The organism is Streptomyces sp. NPDC101151, from assembly GCF_044768335.1.
GTDB lineage: Bacteria > Actinomycetota > Actinomycetes > Streptomycetales > Streptomycetaceae > Streptomyces.
Genome location: NZ_JBIWPP010000002.1, coordinates 210,611 through 235,735 on the forward strand (window position 1 = coordinate 210,611; position 25,125 = coordinate 235,735).

Annotated in this window: 23 protein-coding genes and 1 tRNA gene; 12 read left to right on the forward strand and 12 right to left on the reverse strand. The window is 72.9% G+C overall.

Annotation, left to right across the window (positions count from 1 at the left end):
* The first annotated feature begins 47 nt into the window (after positions 1 to 47).
* A complete protein-coding gene (locus ACIRU3_RS04090; protein WP_404051007.1) occupies positions 48 to 542 on the forward strand; it encodes a DUF3830 family protein in 495 nt (164 codons plus the stop codon).
* Here ACIRU3_RS04090 and ACIRU3_RS04095 read toward each other — a convergent pair.
* Complete coding sequence (locus ACIRU3_RS04095) at positions 523 to 1,911, reverse strand: amidase (protein ID WP_404051010.1); 1,389 nt, start codon at positions 1,909 to 1,911, stop codon at positions 523 to 525. The two genes, ACIRU3_RS04090 and ACIRU3_RS04095, sit on opposite strands and share 20 nt — an antisense overlap.
* Before the next feature lie 16 nt (positions 1,912 to 1,927).
* Complete coding sequence (locus tag ACIRU3_RS04100; RefSeq protein WP_404051013.1) at positions 1,928 to 2,881, reverse strand: D-2-hydroxyacid dehydrogenase; 954 nt, start codon at positions 2,879 to 2,881, stop codon at positions 1,928 to 1,930.
* A 130-nt stretch (positions 2,882 to 3,011) separates the two neighbouring features.
* Here ACIRU3_RS04100 and ACIRU3_RS04105 point away from each other — a divergent pair, with 130 nt between their 5' ends.
* The 3 genes from ACIRU3_RS04105 (at position 3,012) to ACIRU3_RS04115 (ending at position 5,729) form a co-directional block, all read left to right on the forward strand.
* Complete coding sequence (locus ACIRU3_RS04105; protein ID WP_404051016.1) at positions 3,012 to 3,815, forward strand: decarboxylase; 804 nt, start codon at positions 3,012 to 3,014, stop codon at positions 3,813 to 3,815.
* Positions 3,812 to 4,543 (forward strand): decarboxylase, encoded by a 732-nt coding sequence (locus tag ACIRU3_RS04110; protein WP_404051019.1) that lies wholly within the window; start codon positions 3,812 to 3,814, stop codon positions 4,541 to 4,543. The genes ACIRU3_RS04105 and ACIRU3_RS04110 overlap by 4 nt, the downstream gene beginning before the upstream one ends.
* A 70-nt stretch (positions 4,544 to 4,613) precedes the next feature.
* Entirely contained in the window at positions 4,614 to 5,729 is a 1,116-nt protein-coding gene (locus ACIRU3_RS04115) for an LLM class flavin-dependent oxidoreductase (RefSeq protein ID WP_404051022.1), read from the forward strand.
* Here the strand turns inward: ACIRU3_RS04115 and ACIRU3_RS04120 are convergent.
* A complete protein-coding gene (locus ACIRU3_RS04120; RefSeq protein ID WP_404051025.1) occupies positions 5,708 to 7,519 on the reverse strand; it encodes a putative bifunctional diguanylate cyclase/phosphodiesterase in 1,812 nt (603 codons plus the stop codon). The two genes, ACIRU3_RS04115 and ACIRU3_RS04120, sit on opposite strands and share 22 nt — an antisense overlap.
* A 365-nt stretch (positions 7,520 to 7,884) precedes the next feature.
* On the opposite strand from ACIRU3_RS04120, the gene ACIRU3_RS04125 reads away from it, so the two are divergent.
* Positions 7,885 to 9,099, forward strand: coding sequence for a M6 family metalloprotease domain-containing protein (locus ACIRU3_RS04125; RefSeq protein ID WP_404051887.1), 1,215 nt, complete (start codon positions 7,885 to 7,887; stop codon positions 9,097 to 9,099).
* A 150-nt stretch (positions 9,100 to 9,249) separates the two neighbouring features.
* On the opposite strand, the gene ACIRU3_RS04130 is transcribed toward ACIRU3_RS04125, so the two are convergent.
* The 7 genes from ACIRU3_RS04130 to ACIRU3_RS04160 all read right to left on the reverse strand — a co-directional run bounded on the left by ACIRU3_RS04130 (position 9,250) and on the right by ACIRU3_RS04160 (position 15,414).
* A tRNA-Lys gene (locus ACIRU3_RS04130) sits at positions 9,250 to 9,323 on the reverse strand.
* Positions 9,314 to 9,988: a bifunctional DNA primase/polymerase gene (locus ACIRU3_RS04135; protein WP_404051889.1), complete on the reverse strand. Its 675-nt coding sequence runs from the start codon at positions 9,986 to 9,988 to the stop codon at positions 9,314 to 9,316. The genes ACIRU3_RS04130 and ACIRU3_RS04135 overlap by 10 nt, the downstream gene beginning before the upstream one ends.
* Before the next feature lie 15 nt (positions 9,989 to 10,003).
* Positions 10,004 to 10,375, reverse strand: coding sequence for a hypothetical protein (locus ACIRU3_RS04140; RefSeq protein ID WP_404051027.1), 372 nt, complete (start codon positions 10,373 to 10,375; stop codon positions 10,004 to 10,006).
* 84 nt (positions 10,376 to 10,459) lie between these two features.
* Positions 10,460 to 11,797, reverse strand: a complete 1,338-nt coding sequence (locus ACIRU3_RS04145; protein ID WP_404051029.1) for an AAA domain-containing protein — start codon at positions 11,795 to 11,797, stop codon at positions 10,460 to 10,462.
* Positions 11,794 to 13,392, reverse strand: coding sequence for a hypothetical protein (locus tag ACIRU3_RS04150; RefSeq protein WP_404051032.1), 1,599 nt, complete (start codon positions 13,390 to 13,392; stop codon positions 11,794 to 11,796). The genes ACIRU3_RS04145 and ACIRU3_RS04150 overlap by 4 nt, the downstream gene beginning before the upstream one ends.
* Positions 13,383 to 14,573, reverse strand: coding sequence for a hypothetical protein (locus ACIRU3_RS04155; RefSeq protein WP_404051034.1), 1,191 nt, complete (start codon positions 14,571 to 14,573; stop codon positions 13,383 to 13,385). Before ACIRU3_RS04155 ends, ACIRU3_RS04150 begins: the two co-directional genes overlap by 10 nt.
* The gene (locus ACIRU3_RS04160) at positions 14,470 to 15,414 is read right to left on the reverse strand and encodes a phosphatase PAP2 family protein (protein WP_404051036.1); all 945 of its coding nucleotides are present in this window, start codon (positions 15,412 to 15,414) and stop codon (positions 14,470 to 14,472) included. The genes ACIRU3_RS04155 and ACIRU3_RS04160 overlap by 104 nt, the downstream gene beginning before the upstream one ends.
* Positions 15,415 to 15,627: 213 nt before the next feature.
* Here ACIRU3_RS04160 and ACIRU3_RS04165 point away from each other — a divergent pair, with 213 nt between their 5' ends.
* On the forward strand, positions 15,628 to 16,224 hold the full coding sequence (locus ACIRU3_RS04165) for a histidine phosphatase family protein (protein WP_404051039.1): 597 nt from the start codon (positions 15,628 to 15,630) through the stop codon (positions 16,222 to 16,224).
* 129 nt (positions 16,225 to 16,353) lie between these two features.
* Here ACIRU3_RS04165 and ACIRU3_RS04170 read toward each other — a convergent pair whose 3' ends face one another.
* Entirely contained in the window at positions 16,354 to 17,823 is a 1,470-nt protein-coding gene (locus ACIRU3_RS04170) for a hypothetical protein (protein ID WP_404051042.1), read from the reverse strand.
* A 265-nt stretch (positions 17,824 to 18,088) separates the two neighbouring features.
* On the opposite strand from ACIRU3_RS04170, the gene ACIRU3_RS04175 reads away from it, so the two are divergent.
* A complete protein-coding gene (locus ACIRU3_RS04175; protein ID WP_404051045.1) occupies positions 18,089 to 18,502 on the forward strand; it encodes a hypothetical protein in 414 nt (137 codons plus the stop codon).
* 34 nt (positions 18,503 to 18,536) lie between these two features.
* Entirely contained in the window at positions 18,537 to 19,406 is an 870-nt protein-coding gene (locus tag ACIRU3_RS04180; RefSeq protein WP_404051047.1) for a spermidine synthase, read from the forward strand.
* Positions 19,407 to 19,467: 61 nt separating this feature from the next.
* Here ACIRU3_RS04180 and ACIRU3_RS04185 read toward each other — a convergent pair whose 3' ends face one another.
* Positions 19,468 to 19,974: a hypothetical protein gene (locus ACIRU3_RS04185; protein ID WP_404051049.1), complete on the reverse strand. Its 507-nt coding sequence runs from the start codon at positions 19,972 to 19,974 to the stop codon at positions 19,468 to 19,470.
* Positions 19,975 to 20,073: 99 nt separating this feature from the next.
* On the opposite strand from ACIRU3_RS04185, the gene ACIRU3_RS04190 reads away from it, so the two are divergent.
* The 4 genes from ACIRU3_RS04190 to ACIRU3_RS04205 all read left to right on the forward strand — a co-directional run bounded on the left by ACIRU3_RS04190 (position 20,074) and on the right by ACIRU3_RS04205 (position 25,083).
* On the forward strand, positions 20,074 to 20,781 hold the full coding sequence (locus ACIRU3_RS04190; protein WP_404051052.1) for a response regulator transcription factor: 708 nt from the start codon (positions 20,074 to 20,076) through the stop codon (positions 20,779 to 20,781).
* On the forward strand, positions 20,778 to 22,154 hold the full coding sequence (locus ACIRU3_RS04195) for a sensor histidine kinase (RefSeq protein ID WP_404051054.1): 1,377 nt from the start codon (positions 20,778 to 20,780) through the stop codon (positions 22,152 to 22,154). The genes ACIRU3_RS04190 and ACIRU3_RS04195 overlap by 4 nt, the downstream gene beginning before the upstream one ends.
* A gap of 175 nt (positions 22,155 to 22,329) precedes the next feature.
* Positions 22,330 to 23,796: a cellulose binding domain-containing protein gene (locus tag ACIRU3_RS04200; protein ID WP_404051057.1), complete on the forward strand. Its 1,467-nt coding sequence runs from the start codon at positions 22,330 to 22,332 to the stop codon at positions 23,794 to 23,796.
* Between the two features lie 180 nt (positions 23,797 to 23,976).
* Positions 23,977 to 25,083: an SH3 domain-containing protein gene (locus ACIRU3_RS04205; protein ID WP_404051059.1), complete on the forward strand. Its 1,107-nt coding sequence runs from the start codon at positions 23,977 to 23,979 to the stop codon at positions 25,081 to 25,083.
* Positions 25,084 to 25,125 lie beyond the last annotated feature (42 nt).

Here is a 25,125-nt window from a genome sequence, read left to right on the forward strand (position 1 = left end):
GGCGGCGCGGCTACCCAAGCGCACCCGTCCTATGCACCCTTGGTTTCATGGCCGATCGATTCGTCACCGTCTCGCTCGACAAGCGGGACGTGCACTGCACGGCACGACTGCTGGACGACCGCGCGCCCCTGACCTGCGCGGCAGTGTGGGAGGCACTGCCACTGGCGGGGGACGTCTACCACGCCAAGTACGCGCGCAACGAGATCTACGCCCTCTTCCCGCCCTTCGCCTCCACGGAACCCCCACTGGAGAACCCGACGGTCACCCCGATCCCCGGCGACCTCTGCTACTTCTCCTTCGCGGGTACCGAACTGGGTACCGGTGCCTACGGCTACGACCGTGAGGTCCGCCCGGACACCACCGTCGTCGACCTGGCCCTGTTCTACGAGCGCAACAACCTGCTGCTCAACGGCGACGTGGGCTGGGTGCCCGGGATCGTCTGGGGCCAGGTCGTGGACGGCCTGGAGGCGATGGTCGCGGCCTGCAACGACCTGTGGCGCGGCGGGGCGGCGGGGGAGACGCTCAGCTTCCGGAGAGCGTGAGCCCCGCCTCGTAGAGGGCGTGCGAGGCCCGCAGTACCAGGTCGTCGCGGTGCCGGGCCGCGACGATCTGCATGCCGGCCGGCAACCCGTCGCCGTCGGCACCCACGGGGACCGTCGCGGCCGGCTGCTGGGTGAGGTTGAAGGGGTAGGTGAACGGTGTCCAGCCGGTCCAGCGCCGCAGACCGGATCCCCTGGGCACCTCCTCGCCCGCCTCGAACGCCGTGAGGGGCAGGGTCGGGGTGACCAGCAGGTCGTACCGCTCGTGGAAGCCGCCCATCCGGCGGCCGAGGTCCATGCGGACGTCCACCGCGGCCAGGTAGTCCAGCGCGCTCGACCGCGCGCCCTGGGCGCAGATCTCGCGCAGGCCGGGGTCGAGCAGCTGCCGCCGGCGCGGCGAGAAGCTCTGGGTGAGCCGGGCCGCGCCGCCGAACCACAGGGTGTGGAAGGCGTCCACCGGGTCACTGAGGTCCGGGTCGGTCTCCTCGACGTACGCGCCGAGGTCCGCGAGTCCGGCCACCGCCCGCCGTACCGCCGCCGCGACCGGGGGGCGGACGGCCACCTGGCCGCCCAGGGAGGGGGAGTAGGCCACCCGCAGCCCGCGCACGCCCTTGTCCAGGCCCGCGGTGAACGACCGCGTCGGCGGGGGCAGCGCCGACCAGTCGCGGGCGTCGGGGGTGCCGATGACGTCCAGCATGAGCGCCGCGTCCGCCGCGTCCCGGGTCATCGGGCCCACGTGCGACAGCGTCCCGAACGCGCTCGCCGGATACAGCGGCACCCTGCCGTACGTCGGCTTCAGGCCGAAGATCCCGCAGAACGCGGCCGGGATACGGATGCTGCCGCCGCCGTCCGTGCCCAGCGACAGCGGGCCCGCGCCGAGCGCGACGGCCGCCGCGCTGCCGCCGCTGGAGCCGCCCGCGGTGCGCGAGGGGTCGTACGGATTGCGGGTCGCGCCGGAGAGCGGGGAGTCGGTGACGCCCTTCCAGCCGTACTCGGGTGTCGTGGTCTTGCCGAGGAAGACCGCGCCGTGCTCGCGCAGCCGGGCCACGGACGGCGCGTCCTCGTCCCAACGGCCCTGCTCGGAGATGGTCTTCGAACCGCGCAGGGTGGGGTGGCCGCGCAGCAGCAGGATGTCCTTCACCGTCACCGGCACCCCGTCCAGCAGCCCGGCCGGCTCGCCGCGCCGCCAGCGCTCCGCCGACTCCCGCGCCCGTGCGAGCGCGTCCTCCTCGGTGAGCCGCACGAAGGCGTTCACCTCCGGCTGGATCCGCCGTGCTCGTTCCAGGGCCTGTTCGGTCGCCTCCACCGGGCTGAACTCGCCTTTGCGGTAGCCGTCGAGGAGTTGTACGGCGGTGAGGTCGGTGAGCTGCATGCACCCTCCCGGTGGGTCAGTGGCCCGGTACGTAACCACGTTTCTTGTCGACCACGTTCACCAGGGATCTGCCCGCCGCCCAGCGTTCGTACAACTCCACGAACTGGCTGCCGAGTTCATCCCGCCAGCCGATCGTGTCGCCGCTCATGTGCGGGGAGACGATCAGCCCCGGCAGCCCCCACAACGGGCTCTCCCGGGGCAGGGGTTCGGCGGTGAACACGTCCAGGGCCGCGGCCGCGATCCAGCGCCGCTGCAACGCCAGGGCGAGCGCGTCCTCGTCGACCAGCTGCCCGCGGCCGACGTTCACGAAGACCGCCGAAGGCTGCATCACGCCGAACCGGTGGGCGTCGAACATGCCGTGCGTCTGCTCCGTCAGCGGTGCGGCGGCGATCACCCAGTCCGCGCGGGAGATCAGCCGGTCCAGGTCGCCCGGGCCGTGGATACCGGTGCGCGGGGTCCGCCCGACCAGCGCCGTCGTCACGTCCAGCGCCTTCAGGGTGCGGGCGATCGCCCGGCCGATCGGCCCGGAGCCGACGACACACGCCCGCGTGCCCGCCACCCGCCGGGTCTCCCGGTGCTGCCAGGTCCGCTCCCGCTGCAGCTCCAGCGTGCGCGGCAGATCCTTGGCGACCGCCAGCAGCACGGCGGCCACATACTCGGCGATCGGCTGGTCGAAGATCCCGCGCGCGTTGGTCACCACCGTGTCCGACGCGGCGAGTTCCGGACACATCAGGTGGTCCACGCCCGCGCTCGCCGTGTGCACCCAGCGCGGCCGCGGTCCCTGCCCCGGCCAGGCCTCGCGTACCGCGTGCGAGGTGAAGTCCCACACCAGCAGCACGTCCGCCACGGGCAGCCGCGCGGCGAGACCGGCCGCATCGGTGTGCACGACCCGGGCGCGGCCGGTGAGGCGGCCGAGCCGCGGCGGCGGATCGGCGTCCAGGACGAGGAGAGTGGGCGGGGTCAGCGTCATACGGGGCGACTCCGGGCGTCTGACATGCGCGGATTGACCACGCTCGCACCTGAATCTACCTTCGTCAACACGGGCGTCCCCACCGACCGTTGCCCTCCGTCTCCTCCTAGCGTGAGGCCGGTGCCTTGCCATGGACATTTCCTTTCTCGGCGGCCCCCGGGCCCAGCGTGGTGTCGGTGTCGTGGCGCCCTTCGACTTCGCCCTCGACCGCGAGCTGTGGCGCTGGGTGCCCGACGAGGTGTCGCTGCATCTGACCCGGACCCCGTTCGTGCCGGTCGAGGTGAGCCTCGACCTGGCCCGGCTGGTCAGCGAGCACGAGACCCTCGGCGAGGCGGTGCGCGCGCTGACCGCCGTCGCCCCCGAGGTCGTCGCCTACGCCTGCACCTCCGGCAGCTTCGTCGGCGGTGTCGCCGGCGAGCGCGCCATGTGCGAGGCGATGACCAGATCCGGCGCGCTGCCCTCGGTGACCACCTCGGGCGCACTGCTGGAGGCCCTGGCGGAGCTGCGGGTCCGCCGGGTCGCCCTCGTCACCCCGTACACGGTGTCCGTCACCCGCGCCCTGGAGGAGTACGTCGCCGAGGCCGGGGTACTGGTCACCGGCTGTGCCTTCATGGGGCTGACCCGGCACATCTGGCAGGTGCCGTACCGGGACGTGGTCGCGATGGCCCGCGACGCGGTCCGTCCCGGCTCGGCCGACGCGCTGTTCATCTCCTGCACCAACCTGCCGACGTACGACGTCATCCCCCAGCTGGAGGCCGAGCTGCGCATCCCCGTCCTGTCGGCCAACCAGGTCACGATGTGGGCGGCGCTGCGCCGACTGGGTACCCGAGCCGTGGGGCCCTATCAGGCGCTGCTCGACGAAGCCGCGCGTGACTGGCCCGCAGTGCCGGAAGAAAGCCAGGACCGCCAGGAACACGGAGAAGGGCTGACATGACTGCACTCGGATTCCTCTACCCCGGCCACTCCGGCGAGGCCGACTATCCGCGCATCGAGCAGCTGCTGGGCAGCGACATCCGGGTGGACCTGGTGCACACCGACATCGGTGAGGACGCACACCGGGTGGACGCGCTGCGCGAGATGGGCTCCACCGAGCGGCTCGCCGCGGGCATGGAGGAACTGCGGCTGTCCGGCGCCGAGACGGTGGTGTGGGCGTGCACCAGCGGCAGCTTCGTGTACGGCTGGGAGGGGGCGCAGGAGCAGGTGCGGGCGCTGGCCCGGCTGGCCGGGATGCCGGCCTCCTCGACGTCCTTCGCCTTCGTGCACGCGGCCCGGGAGCTCGGGGTACGACGGGTCGCCGTGGGCGCGACCTACCCGGAGGACGTGGCAGCGCTGTTCGCGGACTTCCTGCGGGCCGGGGGCCTGGAGGTGACCGGGCTGCGCTCCTCGGGGATCGTCACGGCCGCGGAGGTGGGCACGTGGGGCGAGGAGGAGGTGCTGACCCTGGCACAGGCGGCGGACGCCTCCGACGCTCAGGCCGTGCTGCTGCCGGACACGGCGCTGCACACGGCCGCGCATCTCTCGCTGCTGGAGAAGGCACTGTCCAAACCGGTGCTCACGGCGAACCAGGTGTCGGTGTGGGAGGCGCTCAGGCTGGCCGACCGCCGGGTGAACGCGCCCAGGCTGGGGACGCTGTTCACCAGGGAACCGATCGTGCAGGTCTGATCCGACGCCGGCCCGACGCGGCCCGGAATAAACGGGGACAGCCTCCTGTTACCGCCGAGAACGACAGCTCATGGCCGGACAACAGGAGGCACACACCGTGTCGGCAGACGAGATTCGGGGCGCGACGCACGGGACCGCCCCCGTCCCCCTCTCCGTACTGGACCTGGTGACCGTCGGTGCGGGCAGCACCGCCACCGACGCACTGCGCACCAGCGTGGAGCTGTCCCGCTTCGCCGAGTCGCGCGGCTTCCACCGGTACTGGGTGGCCGAGCACCACTCCATGCCCGGCGTCGCCTCCTCCTCGCCCGCCGTGATCCTCGCCCACCTCGCCGCCCGCACCGACCGCATCCGGCTCGGTTCCGGCGGCGTCATGCTGCCCAACCACGCACCCCTGGTGATCGCCGAGCAGTTCGGCACGCTGGAGGCGATGGCACCGGGCCGCATCGACCTGGGCCTGGGCCGGGCACCCGGCACGGACGGGGGCACCGCGGCCGCCCTGCGCCGCACCGAGACCCTCGCCGAGGGCGCCGACGACTTCCCGCAGCAGCTGGCCGAACTCACCCGCTTCCTGGACGACGACTTCCCCGACGGACACCCCTACCGGCGGGTCCACGCGATCCCCGGCCCGGTCCAGAGCACCACCCCCGGCGGCGTCCAGTCCCCGCACCGCCCGCCGATCTGGCTGCTCGGCTCCTCAGGGTTCAGCGCCCGCCTCGCCGGACTGCTCGGGCTGCCCTTCGCCTTCGCGCACCACTTCTCCGCGCAGAACACCATCCCGGCCCTCGACCTGTACCGGCAGACCTTCCGGCCCTCCGAGGTGCTGGCCGAGCCGTACGCCCTCATCGGCGTCTCCGCCCTCGCCACGGACGACGAGCGCGAGGCCCGCCGGCAGGTCAGGGCGACGGCGCTGAACATGATCCGGCTGCGCACCGGCCGCCCGGGCCTCTTCCCCGACCCGGACGACGCCGAGAAGCACGAGTTCAGCCCGATGGAGGAGGACTTCGTCGCCTCCTGGAGCGGCAACATCGTGCACGGCACGGCGGACGAGGTCCGCTCCGGCCTGGACGACCTGCACAAGCGCACCGGAGCCGACGAGCTGATGCTCACCTCGCACGCGCACCGCGGCGAGCTGCGGCTGCGCTCCTACGAACTGATCGCCGACGCCTACGGCTTGCCCACCGCGTAGGTCTGCTCGCCCAGCAGCTCGGAGATACGATCCGGCGGCACCGGACGGGAGTACAGCCAGCCCTGCCCGGTGTCGCAGCCGATCCGGCGCAGCCGCGTGGCCTGCGCCGAGGTCTCCACGCATTCCGCGGTGACCGTCAGCCCGAGGCGGTGGGCCAGCTGGATCATCGCCTCCACGATCACCTCGTCGGCCGGGTTGGGCGGCGCGGCCACCGTGCTGGTGTCCACCTCGTACTGGAAGCCGCGCACGAAGGAGCCGTCCAGCTTCAGCACCGACACCGGCAGCCGGCTCAGATAGGCCAGGTTCGAGTAACCGGTGCCGAAGTCGTCGATCGCGATGCGCACGCCCATGTCGCTCAGGGCCTGGAGGGCCTGGAGCGGGCGGCCCGACGAGCCCATCACGGCCGACTCGGTCAGCTCCAGCTGGAGCAGGTGCGGGGCGAGCCCGGTCTCCGCCAGCGTCTCCGCCACGTCCGCCACCAGGTCGGAGTCCCACACCTGGCGTACGGCCACGTTCACGCTGACGAAGATGGGCGGCTCGCCGGGGTGGTCCAGCTGCCAGCGGCGGGCCTGCCGGCAGGCGGTCGCCAGCGCCCAGCGGCCCAGCTGCACGATCGAACCGTCTTCCTCGGCCAATCCGATGAACCGATTCGGCGTCAGTGTGCCGAACTGAGGATGATTCCAGCGGATCAACGCCTCGACCCCGCTCAGCCGTCCGTCGTCCATGCCCACCAATGGCTGGTACTCAAGGGTGAATTCGCCCCGCTCGATGGCGGGGCGGAGGGTGGAGGAGAGGGCCTGGCGGGTCATCAGATGCGCGTTGCGCTCGGGGTCGAACAGGGTCCAGCGGGCCTTGCCGTCCGCCTTCGCCCAGTACAGCGTCGTGTCGGCCGCCTGCATCAGCCCCGTGGCGGTCGTGCCGGCCGCATGCCGTTCCACGACGCCGATGGACGCGGTCAGCGACAGCCGCTGCCCGGCCAGGTCGAAGGGTGCCTCCAGGGCTCGCAGCGCGGACTCGGCGAGGTCGGCGAGCTGCTCGGTCCCGGTGGAGTCCTCGACCAGCAGGGCGAATTCGTCGCCGCCGAGCCGGGCCACCAGGGGGGTGCCGGCGCGGGCGTACCCGGTCTCGTCGGCCACCCGGGTGAGCCGCTCGGCGACGGCCGCGAGCAGCCGGTCGCCGACGCGGTGGCCGAGGGTGTCGTTGACGGCCTTGAAGCCGTCGAGGTCCAGGTAGCACAGGCCGATCCGGCCGGTGCCGCTCTGCTCGTACGACTCCGCCTCCAGTGCGGCCGTCAGGCGCTCGAAGAACAGGGTGCGGTTGGGCAGCCGGCTCACCGGGTCGTGCATCTGCAAGTGCCGTAGCCGGGCCTGGAGTTCGCGGCGGGCGCTGATGTCGGCGACCGACACGAGGACGCCGGGCCCGCCGTCGGCCAGCGGAGTGACGGTGACCTGCACCCACACCGAGTGCCCGTCCGGGTGTTTCAGGCGGCGGCTGCACCGCAGCCGCGCCTGCCGGCCGCGCAGGACCTCGCAGTAGGCGTGCCAGGTCCGGGTGTCGGAGGTCAGGTCCACCAGATCGGCGGCGACCCGTCCGGCCATTGCGTCCGGGTCCCCGCCGAGCAGCTCGCCGAAGGCGGCATTGGCGCTGACGACGAGACCCTCGCGGTCGACGACGGCCATGGAGAGCGGGGCAGCCGCGAAGACACGGCGATAGATGGATTGATCACTGTCTGTAACGGCCGACCGGTCGAGGTCTGCCGCGGGCGTCGGCCCTTCGGACGTTCCGCTCACCGCTCGCTCCCGCAGTGCACTCGATCCCTGTCCGTGCCGGAAAGTGTGCCGATCATAGAGGCTGGCCCGGAGGCCTTCCAGCCACTCTCCAGTGTCCCGGACAGAGCACAGGTTCTGACAGATCGTTTCTGCCCGCACCTGGGCGGGTTCTTCAGGCCCCCGACCAGTTGTGACGTTCCGTGAGTGTTTCGGGGTGTCGGCCGCCGGTGTACGCCGGCGCCCAAACGGGCGTACTCACCCTTCTGGTTCAGGCAAACAGGACGAATGGTAATGAACTATCACAGTCTGGATGCGGTGTCCCGTGAACCGCATTCGGAGGTCTTTTCGTGCCCAAGCTGCGCAGCACCGCCGCCGTGTTCACCACGATGTCGGCGCTCGCCGCCACCTCGATTCTCACCGGCCCGTCGGTCGCCGAACCCTTCTCGACGGCTCCGTGTGCCCTGCATCGCAGCGAGGCGCACCACTCGGAGGGCGTCGACACCTGGGACCACGATTACATCCGCCCCGCCGGCGCGCTCGACGCCGTCATGATCTTTCTGTCGTTCCCGGACGCCACCCCGGACACCACCCCCGCCGAGCTGGCCGCCGACCACTTCCCCGCCACCAGCCGTTTCTTCGAGCGGGCTTCCTACGGCAGGTTCACGCTGCGCCCGCACCCGCTCGGGCACTGGCTGCGCATGCCGCGACCGTCGGCCTCGTACGCCATGCGGCGCGACTGGAGCGCCGACGACCGTGCCGCCTATCTGCGCGACGCGTTCGCCGTGGCCGACAAGGAGGTCGACTTCTCCCGCTACGACGTCGTCTATTTCGTCGCCGACCCGGACGCGCCCGGCGTCGACTCGGACGCGACGAAGGTCGTCAATCTCGATACCCCCATGCACGTGGACGGCACGGATGTACGAAGGGTTGTCACCGTCTTCGAGAAGCACCCGCCCGACCGTCTGGTGCTCGCCCACGAGACCGGTCATGTCTTCGACCTCCCCGACCTCTACCACCGGCCGGGTGACGGCAAGGGCGACTGGGACACCTATGTCGGCGACTGGGACCTGATGGGCAGCCAGTTCGGACTGTCCCCGGACCTGTTCGCCTGGCACAAGTGGAAGCTGGGCTGGCTGGACCCGCGCCAGGTGGTGTGCGTACGGGGTGCGGGGCCGACCCGGCTGACCCTGGAGCCACTGGGCGCCGGCCCGGGCGTCCCGGCGCAGGGCACGGCCGGAGCCCCGGCCTTCGGGCTCGGGCACGGCACGAAGCTGGCGGTCGTGCGCACCGGCGCCGACGGTGTGCTGGCCTTCGAGGCGCGCAGCCCGGAGGGCAACGACCATGCGGGCTGCCGGCCGGGCATCCTGGTGTACCGGGTGCACGCCGGCGCGGATTCCGGCGACGGCCCGGTCGAGGTGGTGGACGCCCACCCGCACACCGAGGCGTGCTGGGAGGACTCGGTCTACCCGCCCCTGGCCGACGCCCCGGTCTCCCTCGGGGAGAGCTTCACGGTGCCCGGGGAGGGTGTGAACGTGGAGGTGGAGAGCCGGACGGCGTCCGGGGCCTGGACGGTGAAGATCACACCGGGGGCGCAGGGCTGAGCTTCGGGAAACGGCTGTGGGCCGACCTCGCGGGGGTGTGGGTGGCGGAGCCCCCGCAACGCGCGGCCAAGCCGCGCAGAAGAAGCCGCGCAGAAACAGAGATGGCGAGAAGATTCGCGTTTCCGCGAACACTCCTCGCCATCGTCATCGTGCGCCGCCAGGGACTCGAACCCCGGACCCGCTGATTAAGAGTCAGCTGCTCTAACCAACTGAGCTAGCGGCGCCTGCTGACGTCGTAGACCTTAGCATCCTGATCGGCGGGAGGAAAAATCGATATCCGTACGGCCGCACGGGCGGCCCGGACCGCCGCCCAGAGCAGAACCTCGGGGCCCGGCAGCCAGGGATGACGTGTGTCGGGGGCGACCAGCCACCGGGAGCCGCCGGGTGCCGGGGACTCACCGCCGGACGGTGCCGGGACGGTCACCGCGTCTCCCGTGCCGTGGCAGAGCAGCGGCGGCACCGCTTCCGTGCGGTTGGACCCCCACTCCTCCCAGGTCAGCAGCGAGGGCAGCCGCTGGGCCGTACCCGGGGCCGCGAACAGCAGCATGCGGCCCCGGAACACCGCGACCGGCCCGGAACCCGGCCCCTCGCCCCATAACCGGTCCAGCATCCGGCGCCCGAAGATCGCCGGGGCGCTCACCACGTCGAATACGCTGCCGCAGGGCAGGACCACCGGGGCGTCCGGGCGTTCCTGCCACAGGGTGAGAGTGCTTCGCGGGTACGTCGTCGCCGAGGCGAGCCAGGCGGCTCCGTCGGAGGTGGCACAGGTGACGTTCGGTGTGCTGCTCATGCCACCTACATGTACCGGCCGTGAGCGGGTGGTTCTCCTGGGTTGCGGAAAACCGGGACAAGGACGGGTGGGGAGGAGTATCTTGCCCGCCTGGCATATGCCAGGCGGGCTGGACTAGACGGGATCGACGGGCGTCCGGTCCTCCGCGTCGACCCCCCGCATCAGGTCCCGCCCGAACTCCACCATCTTCTTCGCGTAGTCCTCGGTCCACTCCGCCCGCCGGGCGATGTCCGCCGCTGTCAGCCGGTCGAACCGGCGCGGGTCAGCGAGCTGGGCCGCCGCGATGGCCTGGAACTCCACGGCCCGGTCGGCCGCCGCACGGAACGCCTGGGTCAGCTCCGTCGCCCGCGCCAGCAGCTCCCGGGGATCCTCCATCGACTCCAGGTCGAAGAAGTGCTCGGGATCGCCGGCCGCCTCCGCGGGCTCGAAGAGCAGGGGCGCGGGGCGTAGCCGCGGTTCGTGCCGACGCGGCGTGGGCTCCGCCATGTCTCGTCTCCTCCTCGTACGGTTCGATGGGCACCGCCTTCAGGTGGGCCACCGTCCATTGTCTCGCGCGGGCGCAAGGGGACCTCAGGGGCGCCAGCTCACCCGGTGTTCCGCCAGATGGGCGAGCACGGCGTGATTCGCCTCCCACCCGTCCGGAAACTTCACCAGCGTGCCCAGCTGGACCGGTTCCGTGGACGGGTAGTCGTCCAGCAGGTCGCCGACCCCCGCGCGGCAGACCACGATGCAGGCGTGGCGGTGGCGGGAGGCCAGGACGCACAGGCGGCCGGTCTCCAGATGGAAGGCGGTGGCGTCGGGGCGGCCGGAGAGGGGGTGGAGGACGACCGTGACGTCGTACTCGCGGCCCTGGAGACGGTTCGCCGTGTCCACCGTCACATCGGCCACGCCCAGGTCGGCCAGTGCCGAGCGGACCGACGCCGCCTGGTCGCGGTGGGCCGTACCGACGGCGATGCGGTCAGGGGTGAGCGGGGAGGGGGCAGGGGAGCGTTCCGAGACGGCCGCGCCGTCCCGGTCCAGCAGGCGCCGTACGACCGTGGCCACCGCCCGTACCGCCTCCGGGTCCGTGCGCGGGGTGTGCCGGGCGGGCAGCTCCAGCAGGCCCCAGCCGGATTCCGCCGCCTCGTCGATCACCCGGTCCGGGCCGGAGCCGTCGGAGGGGACCGCGAAGGCGAGACGGCGGTCCTCGTGGCCGGTGCCGCTGCGGAACGGGGTGTAGGGGTAGAAGGCGTCCGAGACCAGCGGGGCCGCGGACGCCGGCAGGCGCCAGGAGACCGGGAGCCGGTGCTGAGGAAGGCCCGGGTTGTGCGCCAGAAGGGTGGTGACCGCCGAGGCCGAGGGGTCGTACGACAGACCCGCCCACTGCTCGCTGCCCACGATCGCGAACGGGTCCAGCTGGCCCGGGTCGCCCACGAACAGCGCACGCTCGAACAGGCCCGCCACGGCCAGCAGGGAGTCCGAACGCATCTGGTACGCCTCGTCGACGATCGCGTGCCGCCACGGCTCGTCCACCTTGACGTGCGCCCACTTCGCGGCCGTGGACAGGACGACCGGGATGCCGTCCAGCTCCGCCGCCTTCGCCGACGTCCGCACCTGCGGCAGCTCGTCCAGCGCCTTGTCGTACGGGTCGGCGTCGCTGCTGTGCAGCCGGCCCACCGGCAGCTCGGGATTCTTCTCGGCGAGCCGCAGCACCAGGTCGTCCACCTGCGCGTTGGTCTGCGCGATCACCATCAACGGGCGGCCGGCGTCGGCGAGTTCGAGGGCCGCGCGGACCACCAGGGTGGACTTGCCGGCCCCGGGCGGCGAGTCGACGACCACACCCCGCTCGGTGCCCCGCAGGGTGTCGTGGAGGATCGCGTCGGTGGCGCGTGCCGCCGCGGCCGAAGGGTCGAAGCCGACGGTCGTCACAGGACGTCCTCCTCGGTCGCGGTGTCGGGCGCTTCCTGCACGGCCTCGCCCGGCGGGCCGCCGTGCGTCCACGGGGTCTCCTCCGGGTCGGGCAGCTTCGCGCCGCCGCGCTGCTCGTGCTCGAAGACGGTGAAGCAGACAGCGTCGCCCTTCTCCGGCACCGACCCGGGCTCGGGCTCCTTGCCCCGGCCCATCTTGTCCACGATCCGCAGGACGAGAACGCCCTCGTCCGCGGAGCCCTCGTAGCCGGCGAACTCCGCCGCCTGCGGCTTGCCGCCCAGTGAGCGGTAGACCTTCGCGCGCTCCGCCAGATGCGGCCGGTCGTCCGTGCGGACCGTCACCAGCGGGCGCGGGCTGGGCCGCTTGCCCTCGCTGTACGCCATGACGACATCGGTCACCTCGCCGGCGAACGCCTCCCCGGCCAGCCGCCGCCCGGCCATCACCAGCGGGTCGTCCAGGGCCTCCTGCGCCTCCAGCCGGGCCTGCTCACGCTCGCGCGTGGCCAGCTTGTTCGCCGCCGTCACCGCGTCGTCGCGGCGCGGCTGCGGGGGTTCGCCGGCCACGACCCGGTCGCGGTGGCCGGTGAACGACCAGCGGTCGCGGGTCCATCGCTCCTCGACGTGCGCGCCCTGCGGCAGCGCCCGCAGCAGGTCCAGGCCCCGCCACACCGCGTCCCAGGTGGGCCGGGTGCGGCTCGCGACCAGGTCCCGGATCTCCCGCTCGGCCGCGGTGAGCGCGGCCAGCCGGTCGTCCGCCTCCAGGGCGTCCTCGGCGGCCGCGAGGGCGGAGCGGGCGCGGTCGTAGCGCTCGATGGCGGGGGCCAGCAGCCTGTTGTCGAACGCCGGGTCGGTGGCCGGGCCGGCCGGCGGGCACAGCAGCTGACCGTCGGCATCGCGCGCGAGTTCGGCCCGGCGGGCGGCCTCGGCGCCGGTGCCGTCCGCGGGAGGGTCGATCCAGGCGAGCAGCGCGCCCAGGTGCTGGTCCTCCAGACCGGACTGGCCGCTCGCCCAGTGCCGGGACAGCACGTCGGTCAGGGCCGGCAGGAGCGAGGACCCGGGTACCCGGGCCCGCTCGCCGTAGTGCGTGAGCCACCGGCCGAGCAGGGGGACCCGGGGAGGTGCCGGATGCGGCGTGTCCGGGTCCTGCTCGGCGGTGCGGCGGAAGCGCATGGAGCGGCCGAGCAGCCGTACGAAGTCCAGGCCCGCCCGGCTCGGCACGATCAGCTGGGGCGCGTCCGCGCACAGCTCCACCTCGACCTTGACCCGCTTGCCGGTCTCCGGGTCGGTCTCGGTGCGCTCGGCCGCCTCGACGGCGTCCGAGTAGGAGTCGATGTACGGCAGGACGACGTCGGCCAGCTCGGCGAGGAACGCGAAGCGCAGGTCGCGGTCGCGGGGCTGCGGGACGACCAGCAGACGCGGCGCGTCCCGGTCGGTGCCGACCAGCGCGCCGAGCGGGGCGCCGGCCTCACCCGCGGTGGTGAGCGGTACGAACACCAGGGGGTGCTCGGACAGGTGCCGGTGGCGGACGGTCGCGGCGGGCTGGGCGCGGCCGGTGCTGACGGCCTCCAGCCGGGCGAGGGTGGCGATCAGGGACACGGGGCCACCGCCCGGCCTGCCGGGGCCAGTGCCTCCGCGCGCAGGGCCGCAGCCCGGCGCAGGGCCGCCACGGCCGGGTCGCCGGGGTCACCGCTCTCGCCACGGGCCGCCGCCAGGACGTCCTCGACCGTGGTCAGGCCACCCAGGTCGGCGCGCAGGGGCCGGCCGAGGCGGGTCACCGCGTCGGCCGCGCGGGAGCGTTCCCGGCAGTGGAAGGCCAGTTCGCAAGCCGACAGGCACTCCGGCGCGTACGTCGCCGGGACCGCCTCGACAGCCGCCGTCAGCTCCTCGGCCGGGCGGTCCGGCGCGAAGCACATGCCCTCGGGCAGGGCGTCGGCGATCTCCTCGATACGGGTGAGCCGGGCCAGCTGGCGGGCGGTGACCGCGCGCTGCTTGCGCACGTCCACGGCGGAGGCGGTGGCCAGGTTGGAGAAGTCCTTCGGGCACACCAGCAGCACCCGGTGCCGCACCCGGGGGGCAGGATCGAGACGTGCCGCGACCCCTTCCAGGGCCAGCACGTACACCGCCGCCTGCCTCGCGGCCGCGCCCACCTTCGCAGGGTCGGCCGAACCGTCCAGCATCGGGAAGGACTTGATCTCCACGACCGTCCAACTGCCGTCGGGGTGCACCACCACCGCGTCCGGCTCCAGGAAGGCGAGCGAGCCCGCCACGTCCAGCGCCAGCATCGGGTGGTCCAGCAGCGTCCAGCCGCCCGCCGCCACGGCCTCGCGCAGCGCCAGCGCCGTACGCGCCGTACGGCCCTCGGGGCCCGGCGCGGACAGATCGGGGACGGCCGCCGCGGCGGGCGGCTCGGCGCCCGGGTCCAGCCGGGAGTGGACCAGCCGCAGCAGCTCCGCGCCGCCGTCCGCCTTCACCCGCGCCTCGAACGCGTTGCCCCGGGTCAGCGCGAACTGCGACTGCCCGAAGCCGGAGGGTGCGCCCAGCGCGCTCGCCAGCGCAGCCTTGTCCACTCCGGCGCCGTCCAGGATCGCCCGTCTGCGGCACCCGGGGTTCGCGGCGAGCGCCGCGAGGGCGCGCGCGTCCAGGGCCTTGGCCGGTACGTCGGGGCCGCGCAGCTCAGCGAGCCGCTGCCGGAGCCTCTTCCCCCGCGTCGCTGGGGGAGGTGTCCGGTCCGGCTCCGGATGCGAGCCGCGACCCGCGCTGCCGTGGAATTCGCTCACCCGCGGAAGTCTGGCATTCGCCACTGACAATCGGGGAACCCGTGCCCGCCGGGACCGCCGGGGCACGGGAGGCCAGGCGGGTCCGCAGCAGATCGACGCCGCGGATCACCTGCGGCGCGAGCAGCAGGCCGACGCCCATCACGGCGACGCCCGCGGCCGCGTCGAGGAAGTAGTGGTTGGCGGTGCCCATGACCACGATCGCGGTCAGCAGCGGGTAGGCGACGCCGAGGACCTTCGTGAGGCGGGTGCCGCCGTGGCGCCACAGCATGACCCCGCACCACAGCGCCCAGCCCACGTGCAGGCTCGGCATCGCCGCGTACTGGTTGGTCATGGCGCCCATGCCGCGCGGCGCGCTGGCCTCGCCGCCCCACCAGCCGTACGAGCTGTACTGGGCCATCGTGTCGACGAAGCCGTGGCCCGCGGAGAGCAGCCGGGGCGGGCAGGTGGGCAGCAGGGTGAAGCCGATCAGGCCGATGAACGTGGACGTCATCAGCCAGGTGCGGGCCGCCCGGTAGTGCTCGGAGCGGGCCTTGAACAGCCAGACGAGGATCACGGGCGTGACCAGGTAGTGCAGGGAGGCGTACCAGAAGTCGGCCGGTATGCCGAGCCACGCCTCGCGCGTGAACAGCCGGTTGAGCGGGTGTTCGGCGTTGAGGTACAGGGCCTTCTCTATGCGCAGGATCGCCACGCCGTGGTCGACGGCAGAGGAAACGTTGCCGCGGGCGAGCAGACGGCCGGCCGAGTAGCAGCCGTAGACCAGCAGGATCAGGGGCAGCTCGGTCCACCACCGCAGCCGGGTCCGCGGGGCCACCTCGGTGCCCGGTGTCTCGGTCTGCGGCATCCGATCGCCCTCCCCCTTCTGCTGTGTGCCGCCCCGGCGGGCGACCGTGCCACTTTACGTTGTCCATATCCCGGCCCTGCGGGCGCTTCAGCCCTCAAAGACGCCGGGATCTCCCGGCGGGTTGCCCCTGCCAGGGGTGAGCGATGATGGAGGAACCCCGCCTCCCATTTCCCCGGCGTCCGCGTGACGTCCCGCTCCCGGAAAGGTCCCCCCATGGCACCGCGCATCCTGCTGGCCCGGCACGGACAGACGCAATGGTCGCTGTCCGGCAAGCACACGGGCAGGACCGACGTGCCGCTCCTGGAGGAGGGCCGGCGCGGCGCCAAGCTGCTCGGCGAGCGGCTGCACCGGACGCCCTTCGAGGGGCTGCCCGGGGTGGAGGTGCGGACCAGTCCGCTGGTCCGCGCGCGTGAGACGTGCGAGCTGGCCGGGTTCGGCGAGCGCGCGGAGTCCTGGGACACGCTCATGGAGTGGGACTACGGCGCCTACGAGGGCATGACGCCCGCCGAGATCCAGGCCGTGCGGCCGGGGTGGCTGATCTGGCGGGACGGTGTCCCCGAGGGGGAGAGCATCGCCGAGGTCACCGCGCGCGCGGACGAGGTCGTCGGATGGGCCCGCTCGGCCGACCGTGACGTCCTGGTGTTCGCCCACGGGCACATCCTGCGGTCGATCGGCGCACGCTGGCTGGGGCTGCCGCTGGACTTCGCGGCGCGCATACGCCTGAACCCGACCTCGCTGTCGGTGCTGGGCTGGGCCTACGGCGAGCCCGCGATCGAGAGCTGGAACGACCTGGGGCACCTGACGGGCTGACCGGTCGCCCGGTGCCGCGGCCGGGCGGGGGCGGGTCTCGCCCAACCCCCGCGCGCGGGTGCGGGGCCGCGGGTCCACCAGGGGCGCGGGAAGCGCGCGATCAGCTCCCACGCGCCCGCAGCCGTGTCGCTATGCTCGCCCGACCCGTGGCATCGACGCATGCCGGTCGAGGAACTCGGAGACGCCCGACGCCCGCCGATGAGGCAGCAGCACCCGGGCCGTCCCCGCCAGCATGGTCTGAATGCGGGAGGACTGGACCTGGTCCAGCAGGGACAGGACGTGCAGGGCGGCGCTCGCCGCCTCGTCGGGGCGGCCCTCACGGGCCAGGTCGTCGGCCAGCTCGGCGGTGTAGAGGGCGATGTTGCGGGTGAAGTGGGGGTCCTGCAGCTGGGCCGCGCGCCGGGCGTGGCGGGCCGCGCGCCGCCAGTCGCCGAGCGTCGACCAGCACTGCGCCTCCAGACCCTCCAGCTCGGCCTCCCCGTAGAAACTCATCCACTCGGGGTCGACGTCCGAGCGGCCACGCTCGAAGAGGGCGTGCGCGCGGGCCAGCGCCTGTTCGCAGCCGGTACGGTCGGCGAGCCCCGCCCAGCCGCCCGCCTCACGCAGGGCGAGCAGCGACATCAGCCGGGGGGAACCCAGGGGGCGGGCGACGCGCTGGGCGGCCTGCGCGGCGCGCACCGCCTCACGGGGGCGGCCGGCGTCGCGGGCCAGGAACGCCGTGTTGCAGAAGGCGTGCGCCTCCAGGCCCGGGTCTCCGGTCATACGGGCGGTCGCGAGTGCCTCCGCGTAGTGTGAGCGGGCGTCGTCGAAGCGGCCGGAGTCATGGGCCAGCCACCCCACGGAGATGGCGAGTTCACCGGCGCCCGAGTGCAGCCGCTCGGCGGTCGTCTGCCGGGTCGCGCCCGCGTCCAGGAGCGCGTAGGCGGCGCGCAGCGGCGCGGCCGCGCGCCGGTACAGGCCGTCCGCGCCGTGCCGGTCGTCGAGCAGCCGGATGCGGCGTACGGCCTCCTCCAGGGCGGCCGCCTCGGGGGTTCCGGCGCGGCGCAGCGGCCGGGCCGCCGCCGCGGCGTCGGTGGTGAGCCCCAGCGGGCCCAGCGTGGCGGCGGCCACCGTGGCGCCTCCGCCGGTCATGAATGCGCGACGCAGCACGTCGCTCTCCTCGTGGTTCAGGGGGTCGTTCTCGTACGGCTCGTGCGGGTCGTACGGGTTCTGCGGGTCGTACCGGTCCTGCGTGTCATACGGCTCGCGGGCCCCCGGCGTCTCAGCGGTGCCGGACGCCGGGGGGTCCTCCGCGGTCGTACGTGCCGCGCGTCCGCGGACGGACGAGCGCGGCGCGAAGCCGAGGTCGGTGAGCGTGCGACCGGCGAACATGTGCAGGAACACCCGTTCGTACGCGTAGTTCGGGCAGCGGATCTCACCCGCCTCGACCCTGCCGATGTAGCGCGCGTCACAGCTCACCCGCTCGCCGATCTCGCGCGCGGCCCGCCGCACCAGCGCCGCGAACTCGGCTGGTGAGCGCCGGCCGCGCAGCTGCCGGAAGGCGAGGTTCGGCCGGGGTGGCCGTTCGGGCTGTGACGAGGCCTCGGTTGACGACGCCATGGCCGGTCCTCTCGTGCGAACCGTCGAACCATGCCGGATCCGGGGTGGATTCGGGCTGAGTTGTCCGTGTGACACCCTGGTTCCGGCGAGCAAGAACGTACCTGCTGTGTTGGACTCGCCACGCTGTGTTTGGCTACAAACCGGATATCTCATCCACGATCCGCCATGAACTGCCATCCTTTGCGGCGCACTTGCGCCGTAGCCGTTGACGCGCTCGCGCGTTGGACCCCATGGACTGCAAGAGGGCAGCGTGGTGGAGGTCGGCATGGAGACCAGCCAGAGCAATGATCCCTGTCTGTCGTCGGGTACGTCGCCGTCGACGGCTACGGGTGAGACGGCGTGCGACCTCGTCACGGTGCCGGCCCGGCAGGGGCTGGAGGCGGTCGACATCCTGCGGCGGGGGGCCGCGGACGGGGTGGGGCCGGTTCTGCACGACGACGGGTGCGACACCCTCGGTTTCCTGGTGCCCGCGGGCACGGCCGCCTGCTGGGACGTGCCGGGCAGCACCTGCACCGAGACGGACGGGCGGGGGCTGCGGCTGAACCCGGAGCCGCCGGTGGAGGGCTCGGACTGGCTGCTGCCGCCCGGCGAGGCCGACCTCGCGACCGATCCGGTGGTGCTGCGCCGGGCCCTCGGGGAGGCGGCCCGGCTGATCGAGGCGGCCGACAGCTGCCGGTGAAGCGCGGGCCCGCGGCAGCTGCGAAAATGGACCGATGGGCAGGTCCAGGAACAACCGGCGCAGACCGGCCGCCGTCGAGGCCGTGGTGGAAGCGGTCGACGGCGGGCTCGCACAGCTCATACCCGACCCGGACCGCTCCCGGGCCTGGACGCTGCTGATCGACGGGGCGCCCCAGTCGCATGTCGACCTGGACGACCCGGCCTACCTCTCCTTCGAATACCAGCGCCGCCTCGGCCATGTCATCGACCTCGTCGCCCCGCCCGGGAGGCCGGTGCAGGCGGTGCACCTCGGCGGCGGCGCGCTCACCCTCGCCCGGTACGTCGCGGCCACCCGCCCGCGCTCCACCCAGCAGGTCGTCGAGCGGGACGCGACCCTCGTCCAACTGGTCCGCCGAGAGCTGCCGTTGGACCCGAACGCCCGGATCCGGGTGCGGTCGGCGGACGCCCGCGCGGGGCTGGCCAAGGTACCGGACGGCTGGGCCGACCTGGTCATCGCCGATGTGTTCAGCGGCGCCCGGACCCCCGCCCACCTCACCTCCACCGAGTTCCTGGACGAGGTCCGGCGGGCCCTGAAGCCCTCCGGCGTCTACGCCGCCAACCTCGCCGACGGCCCGCCGCTCGCCCATCTGCGCGGCCAGATCGCCACCGCCGCCGCCCGCTTCCCCGAACTCGCGCTGATCGCGGATCCGGCCGTGCTGCGCGGCAAGCGCTTCGGCAACGCCATCCTGGCCGCCTCCGACCTGCCGCTCCCGCTCGCCGAACTCACCCGCCGCGCCGCCTCCGACCCGCACCCCGCCCGGGTCGAACACGGCAAGCAGCTCATCGACTTCACCGGCGGCGCCGCACCCGTGACGGACGCGGCGGCAGTGGCTTCCCCGGCCCCGCCGCCCTCGGTGTTCCGCTAGCCGTAGCCGTAGCCGTAGCCGTAGCCGCGGCTCAGAAGTGCAACCCTCGCGCAGGCACGCCTCAGTACGTGCCCACCTCCACCCGCGGCGGCCCGTCGTGCCAGGTGCAGAACACCGACACCCGGTCCGCGCCGCTGCTGAACTCCACCCGGATCCACGTCTCCGTCTTCCACACCTGCATCGACCAGCCCGTACCCGGCGTCGCCGAGACCAGGGTCGCGCTCGACCTGCCCAGGTCGAAGACCGCCCGGCCGCCGTCCGTGTCGTAGGCCTTGACCCGACCGGAGGCGGTGGCGGTGGAGGACGGACCGGTGCCGGGCGTCGGCGTCCGGGAGGGGTCGGAGGCCGACGGCTCGGACGACGGGCTCTTCGACGGGGACGGCCGGGTGGTCGGCGGGTCCAGCGGCTTCGAGCGCTGTGTGGTGGTGTCCGCCGCCGTGATCGGCAGGGCGCGCGGCGGGTCGTACGCCGTTCCGGCCATCACCGTGTGCACACCCCACCACGACAGCGTGACCGCCGCGCCCGTAGCGAGCAGCCACGCGAGTACGTGTACGAGTCCTCTGCGCATCGCGGGCCATACTGCCTCAGCGGTACCGCCGCGCGCACTCGTCCCGAGTTATCCACAGGTGCCGGACCGCTCTCCGCCGCATGGCGTACGGTGCGGCGCATGGCAAGTGTGCTCGTGGTCGAGGACGACCAGTTCGTACGCTCGGCGCTCATCCGGCATCTGACCGACGCCTCGCACACCGTGCGCAGCGTCGGTACGGCACTGGAGGCGCTGCGCGAGGTCGCCCATCTCCGTTTCGACGTGGTCATCCTGGACCTCGGACTGCCCGACCTGGACGGTTCCGAGGCGCTGAAGATGCTGCGCGGCATCACCGACGTGCCCGTCATCATCGCCACCGCGCGGGACGACGAGACGGAGGTCGTCCGGCTGCTGAACGCCGGTGCGGACGACTATCTGACCAAGCCGTTCTCGGTCGAGCACCTGTCGGCACGGATCGCGGCCGTGCTGCGCCGGGCCCGCTCCGCAGCCGGCGAGGCCCCGCCGTCCGCTGTCATCCGCGTCGGCGGGCTCACCGTCGATCCGCTGCGCCGCCAGGCCGAGTTGGACGGCGCCCGGCTCGACCTCACCCGCCGCGAGTTCGACCTGCTCGCCTTCCTCGCCGGCCGCGCCGGTGTCGTCGTGGCGCGCAAGGAACTCCTCGCCGAGGTCTGGCAGCAGTCCTACGGCGACGACCAGACCATCGACGTCCATCTGTCCTGGTTGCGCAGGAAATTGGGGGAGACGGCCGCCAAGCCGCGCTATCTGCACACCCTCCGGGGTGTCGGCGTGAAGCTGGAGCCGCCTGGGGGAGGGGAGCCGCCGCGATGAGATGGGCTCTGGTCAAGGTGTGCCTGGCGGTGACCACCATGGTCGTGGTCGCCTTCGCCGTGCCGCTCGGTCTCGTCATCAAGGAGATGGCCCGCGACCGCGCCTTCTCCAACGCCGAGCGGGAGGCCGCCGCGGTCGCCCCCGCCCTGTCCATCACCACCGACCGGGACAAGCTGGAGCGGGTGGTGGCCTCCGCCGGCGCTGACTCCGGGATGGCCGTGCATCTGCCCGCCGCCGACGGCCGGCCAGCACTCGACCTCGGCCGGCAGCGCGCCGCCGGCCGGGACATCCAGGCCGTGCGGAAGCTGGGCCGCGCCTCCACCACGTCGGTCACCGGCGGGTCCACCCTGCTGCAGCCGGTCGCCCTCAGCTCCGGCACCATCGCGGTCGTCGAGGTGTACGTCCCGGAGTCCGAGACGAGCAACGGTGTCGGCACGGCCTGGGCGGTGCTCGCCGCCGTCGGCCTCGCGCTGATCGTCGGCTCGGTCGCGGTCGCCGACCGGCTCGGGGTGCGCATGGTGCGGCCCGCGCAGCGGCTGGTCGAGAGCGCACACGAGCTGGGGGACGGCAAGCTGGGTGCCCGGGTGCCGGAGGAGGGGCCGACCGAACTGAGACTCGCGGCGGTCGCGTTCAACTCCATGGCCGACCAGGTCGTCCAGCTGCTGGCCAACGAGCGAGAGCTGGCGGCCGACCTCTCGCACCGGCTGCGCACCCCGCTGACCGTACTGCGACTGAACGCGGCCTCCCTCGGCGCCGGGCCCGCCGCCGAACAGACCCGGACCGCCGTCGCCCAGTTGGAGCGGGAGGTCGACACCATCATCCGTACGGCCCGGGAGGCCAAGCCGCAGACCGCGGCGGCCGGGCCCGGCGCCGGGTGCGACGCGGCCGAAGTGGTCCGCCAGCGCATGGAGTTCTGGTCCGCGCTCGCCGAGGACGAGGACCGCAAGTGGCGGGTGGCCGGCGTGGAGCGGCCGGTGCGCATACCCGTGGCCCGCGCCGACCTGGCCGCCGCGCTCGACGCGCTGCTCGGCAATGTCTTCCGGCACACCGCCGAGGGCACCGCCTTCGCGGTCGACGTGCACAACGGCGAGGACGCGGTGATCGTGCTGGTCTCGGACGCGGGCCCCGGCATACCCGACCCCGAGGCGGCGATGGCCCGCGGCCGCGGCTCGGGCAGCGCGGGGTCGACCGGCCTCGGTCTCGACATCGTGCGCCGGCTCGCCGAGTCCACCGGCGGCGACGTCCGTATCGGCTCCTCGGTGCTGGGCGGCACCGAGGTGCGGATCTGGTTCCAGCTGGACGGGCGCAAGCCGGGGGGCAGGGGGCATCGGGCAAGCGTGCGCAGGCGCCGGCGTACGGCCGCGGCCCGCTGACCCGCACAGGTCCGGGGACCGGCAGATTGGTCTCGACCTTTAACCGTCCCCGATGCCTTCCTTAAGCGCACCCTAAGGACTTCAACCGCCGTCCCTATCAAGCCGTTTGTCCGATTCCGGATCGCTAGCGTGCTGCCGCACCCCACCCCCGTGAACACCGAAGGCAGGCACGCGCATGAGCACGCACCGGCGCAGGATCAGTGGCAGGAACAAGGCGATCGGCGGCCTGGTGGCAGCGGCCGTGGTCGGTGGCGGCGCGGTCCTGCTGACCGGCACCGCGCAGGCGGCCGGCGTCGGCGCCGCGTACACCAGGACGAGCGACTGGTCGACCGGGTACACCGCGCAGTACGTCGTCACCAACAACAGCGGCCAGGCTGAGAAGACCTGGACGCTGGAGTTCGACCTCCCCGCGGGTGCGAAGCTCAGCTCGCTGTGGAACGGCGAGTCGAGCGTCAGCGGACAGCACGTCACGGTGCATCCCGCCAAGTGGGACACGGCGGGCCTCGCGCCGGGCAAGTCCGTCACCGTCGGCTTCGTGGTCAGCGGCACCGGCGACCCGGCGGGCTGCCGTATCGACGACGCGCGGTGTTCCGCGGACGACGGCGCCACCCCCGAGCCGAGCGGCCGCCCGACCCAGACCCAGGCGCCGACCCCGACCCCCACCAAGAGCGCGCCCCCGACCCAGAGCGCCACCCCCACCCAGAGCGCGACGCCCACCCCCACCGGGAGCACCGGCAGCGGCACCACCGCCTCCGCCGGCTTCGCCCCGTACGTCGACACCTCCCTCTACCCGGCGTTCGATCTCCTTGCCGCGGCCGATGCGACCGGAGTGAAGAACTTCAACCTCGCCTTCATCACCGACGGCGGCGGCTGCACCCCCAAGTGGGGCGGTGTCACGGACGTCACCGGCGACGGCGTGGCAGCGCAGATAGGCTCCCTGCGCGCCAAGGGCGGTGACGTCCGGGTCTCCTTCGGCGGCGCCTCCGGCTCGGAGCTGGCCACCACCTGCTCCTCGGCGGACGCCCTGGCGGCGGCGTACGGCAAGGTCGTCGACGCCTTCAAGCTCACCAAGGTCGACTTCGACGTCGAGGGCGGCGCGCTGCCCAACACCGCCGCCAACACCCGTCGCGCCCAGGCCATCGCCAAGCTCCAGGCCCAGCACCCGAACCTGGACGTCTCCTACACCCTGCCGGTGATGCCCGAGGGCCTGACCCAGGACGGCGTGAACCTGCTCGCCAACGCCAAGTCCAACGGCGTGAAGATCGACACCGTCAACATCATGGCGATGGACTACGGCGCCTCCTACAGCGGCGACATGGGCACCTACGCGGAACAGGCGGCGACCGCCACCCAGGCGCAGGTCAAGAGCGTGCTGGGACTCTCCGACTCCGCCGCCTGGAAGGCGGTCGCGGTCACCCCGATGATCGGCGTCAACGACGTCTCCTCCGAGGTCTTCAAGGTCGAGGACGCCACCCAGCTGGCGGACTTCGCCAAGTCCAAGGGCCTCGGCTGGCTCTCCATGTGGTCCGCGACCCGCGACAAGCAGTGCGAAGGCGGCACCAAGCCCACCGCCGACGCCACGTGCAGCTCGATAGCCCAGGACAAGTTCGCGTTCTCGAAGGCGTTCGGGACGTACAAGTAGTCGCGCTTTTTGCCGATGCGTGAGTAAGGGGCCCGGCGGATCACGATCGCCGGGCCCCGCCCCATTTTCCCCTGCTGTTTCTCCTGCCGCCGCAACGGGTCAATTCCGGTGGTGGCGCGGCGAATTGCGTCGCTACGATGCCCGAGCCGTCGTGCGCCGGCGGAGAATCGGGGGAGAGTCATGGGCTCCATACGCACGCGTCTGTTCGCCCTGCCCTTGGCAGGGGTGTCCCTACTGGCCCTGGTGGGTGCGGCGGGCTGTGAGAAGTCTGATCCGTCCGTCTCCTTCACGCCGGAATTCGTGCCGGTGACCTTCACGCTCGACGCCTCGGGAAAGATCAGCGTTTCCGTGGGCCGCTCCTTTGTCACACCGATCGGCACGTTCAGCGTGGACGGGGGTGCGGAGCACCAGTTCGCGACCAGTCCGAAGGGTTATCTCACCACCGTCATCCGATACCTGGACAAGAAATTGGGACTGGTCGAGTCCGGTTATCTGGTCCATACCGACCACAAGGTGGAACCGGCGCTCGACGGAGTCGCCCTGGCCCCGGCGAAAGGCATTCTCAGAGCCGACTTCACGCACCGGAAGACCGGCGGCGAACTGAAGATCTCCGACACCCGGCAGAACACACCGGTCCCCACCGCGTCGGCATCCTCCTGCCCGGCCGGCGAGAGCGTTCCGGTCACCCTGCCCAAGGTGTCGGCCGGCGACTCCGTCGCGGACACGGTGGCCGCGCTCTCCGCCGTCTGCCTCGCGGTCCAGTACGCCATCGAGACCGCCGACCGGTCCGACGGCACGGTGTCCCGGGTGGTGATCCCCACCGTCCCCGAGGGCTCCGTGCAGCTGCCGCCGGCCGCCGAGGGGGCCCCGGGCCCCGGCGACAAGGTCACCGCGAGCACCGTGCAGGCGGCCACGGTCTACGTCGCCGGACCCGCCGGCACACCGAGCCCCTCGGCGACCGACGGCTCGTCCTCCCCGACCGACAGCAGTCCCTCACCCGAGGACACGCCCGACGCCACCCCGGACGCGCTCCCCACCGGCACCACCGGGGTCCGTGCCGAGGCCGACGCGCCCGTGCGCTCGGCACCGAGCACCACGGGCGCGCAGGTCAGCAGTGTCGTGGCCGGCAACGACTACCCGGCCCTGTGCGCCCGGCAGGGCGAAGAGGTCACAGCCCACGGCAGGACGAGCGGCGTCTGGGTGCAGCTGCGTCTCGCCGACGGCGGGACCGGCTGGGCCACGGCCACCGCCTTCGCCGGCGAGACCGGAACCCTCGCGTCCTGCTGACCCGGGGCGCGGGCCGCAGCCACGGCAGACCGTGGCCCGCGC

What these genes read in the sequence shown, in the direction of transcription:
- ACIRU3_RS04090 (WP_404051007.1), top strand. Translation starts at nt 48, where the DNA reads ATGGCCGATCGATTCGTCACCGTCTCGCTCGACAAGCGGGACGTGCAC.
- ACIRU3_RS04095 (WP_404051010.1), bottom strand. Translation starts at nt 1,911, where the DNA reads ATGCAGCTCACCGACCTCACCGCCGTACAACTCCTCGACGGCTACCGC.
- ACIRU3_RS04100 (WP_404051013.1), bottom strand. Translation starts at nt 2,881, where the DNA reads ATGACGCTGACCCCGCCCACTCTCCTCGTCCTGGACGCCGATCCGCCG.
- ACIRU3_RS04105 (WP_404051016.1), top strand. Translation starts at nt 3,012, where the DNA reads ATGGACATTTCCTTTCTCGGCGGCCCCCGGGCCCAGCGTGGTGTCGGT.
- ACIRU3_RS04110 (WP_404051019.1), top strand. Translation starts at nt 3,812, where the DNA reads ATGACTGCACTCGGATTCCTCTACCCCGGCCACTCCGGCGAGGCCGAC.
- ACIRU3_RS04115 (WP_404051022.1), top strand. Translation starts at nt 4,614, where the DNA reads ATGGCCGGACAACAGGAGGCACACACCGTGTCGGCAGACGAGATTCGG.
- ACIRU3_RS04125 (WP_404051887.1), top strand. Translation starts at nt 7,885, where the DNA reads ATGTCGGCGCTCGCCGCCACCTCGATTCTCACCGGCCCGTCGGTCGCC.
- ACIRU3_RS04140 (WP_404051027.1), bottom strand. Translation starts at nt 10,375, where the DNA reads ATGGCGGAGCCCACGCCGCGTCGGCACGAACCGCGGCTACGCCCCGCG.
- ACIRU3_RS04160 (WP_404051036.1), bottom strand. Translation starts at nt 15,414, where the DNA reads ATGCCGCAGACCGAGACACCGGGCACCGAGGTGGCCCCGCGGACCCGG.
- ACIRU3_RS04165 (WP_404051039.1), top strand. Translation starts at nt 15,628, where the DNA reads ATGGCACCGCGCATCCTGCTGGCCCGGCACGGACAGACGCAATGGTCG.
- ACIRU3_RS04170 (WP_404051042.1), bottom strand. Translation starts at nt 17,823, where the DNA reads ATGGCGTCGTCAACCGAGGCCTCGTCACAGCCCGAACGGCCACCCCGG.
- ACIRU3_RS04175 (WP_404051045.1), top strand. Translation starts at nt 18,089, where the DNA reads ATGGAGACCAGCCAGAGCAATGATCCCTGTCTGTCGTCGGGTACGTCG.
- ACIRU3_RS04180 (WP_404051047.1), top strand. Translation starts at nt 18,537, where the DNA reads ATGGGCAGGTCCAGGAACAACCGGCGCAGACCGGCCGCCGTCGAGGCC.
- ACIRU3_RS04185 (WP_404051049.1), bottom strand. Translation starts at nt 19,974, where the DNA reads ATGCGCAGAGGACTCGTACACGTACTCGCGTGGCTGCTCGCTACGGGC.
- ACIRU3_RS04190 (WP_404051052.1), top strand. Translation starts at nt 20,074, where the DNA reads ATGGCAAGTGTGCTCGTGGTCGAGGACGACCAGTTCGTACGCTCGGCG.
- ACIRU3_RS04195 (WP_404051054.1), top strand. Translation starts at nt 20,778, where the DNA reads ATGAGATGGGCTCTGGTCAAGGTGTGCCTGGCGGTGACCACCATGGTC.
- ACIRU3_RS04200 (WP_404051057.1), top strand. Translation starts at nt 22,330, where the DNA reads ATGAGCACGCACCGGCGCAGGATCAGTGGCAGGAACAAGGCGATCGGC.
- ACIRU3_RS04205 (WP_404051059.1), top strand. Translation starts at nt 23,977, where the DNA reads ATGGGCTCCATACGCACGCGTCTGTTCGCCCTGCCCTTGGCAGGGGTG.